The following is a 1,118-nucleotide window of genomic DNA, read 5'->3' as shown; positions in this document are numbered from 1 at the left end:
GCTGAGTGGCTAAGTGACAATACTTTGTATCACATCAACCCAACCGGCAACTTTGTAATTGGTGGGCCAGTCGGTGATGCTGGCTTAACAGGCCGTAAGATTATCGTTGATACCTACGGCGGTATGGCACGACATGGTGGCGGCGCATTCTCTGGAAAAGACCCTTCAAAAGTTGACCGCTCTGCTGCTTACATGGGCCGCTATGTTGCCAAGAACGTCGTTGCTGCGGGTTTAGCTGATCGTTGTGAAATCCAGGTTTCTTATGCTATCGGCGTTGCTGAACCAACTTCTATTTCTGTTAATACTTTTGGAACTGGTAAAGTTTCAGATATCGAGCTCGCGAAAATAATCCGTGAAGTTTTCGATCTTCGACCTTATGCAATCCAGAATCAACTAGAATTGCTTTATCCGATGTACCAAATTACTGCTGCCTATGGACATTTCGGACGCGAACCTTTTGAGCATACCTATAGTTACAAGGAAAACGGCGAAGAGAAAACTAAGACCTTCACCGCTTTCACCTGGGAAAAAACTGACAAGATCGATGCCTTGAAAGCAGCTGCAAAGGTTTAAAGACAGTAATTTTTACTAATACGACAGACTGAACCTACTTCAGCCTGCACTCAATATTACGTTGGCCGGAAAGCAATCCGGCCCACAAGACAGGACATAATTATGAGCTTCACAGATTATAAAGTTGCCGACATCAATCTAGCCGATTGGGGCCGTAAAGAAATTCAAATCGCTGAAGGCGAAATGCCTGCACTGATGGCTTTACGTAGAAAATATAAAGAAGCACAACCATTGGCTGGTGCAAAAATCATGGGTTGTATCCACATGACAATCCAGACAGCAGTTCTAATCGAAACTTTGGTCGACCTTGGTGCTGACGTTCGCTGGTCATCATGTAACATTTTCTCTACTCAGGATCATGCAGCAGCGGCAATTGCAGCAGCGGGTATTCCAGTATTTGCCTGGAAAGGTGAAACAGAAGAAGAGTTCCTTTGGTGCATCGAGCAAACCATACTATCTGAAAAAGATGGTAGCAAAGTTTGGGATGCCAATATGATTCTTGACGATGGTGGTGACCTGACTGAGATGGTGCATAACAAGTACCC

2 protein-coding genes are annotated in these 1,118 nt (G+C 44.8%); both read left to right on the top strand.

Features of this window, described 5'->3' with window-relative positions:
* Positions 1 to 573 (top strand): methionine adenosyltransferase domain-containing protein (locus tag A3729_RS02085; protein ID WP_197475486.1); only part of this gene is annotated, 573 nt, incomplete at its 5' end.
* Between the two features lie 102 nt (positions 574 to 675).
* On the top strand, positions 676 to 1,118 hold a 443-nt coding region (locus A3729_RS02080; RefSeq protein ID WP_197475485.1), incomplete at its 3' end, for an adenosylhomocysteinase.

This window comes from Oleiphilus sp. HI0043, assembly GCF_001634935.1.
The sequence above is the reverse complement of the archived record's forward strand: the minus strand, read 5'-3'. Positions and strand labels throughout refer to the sequence as shown.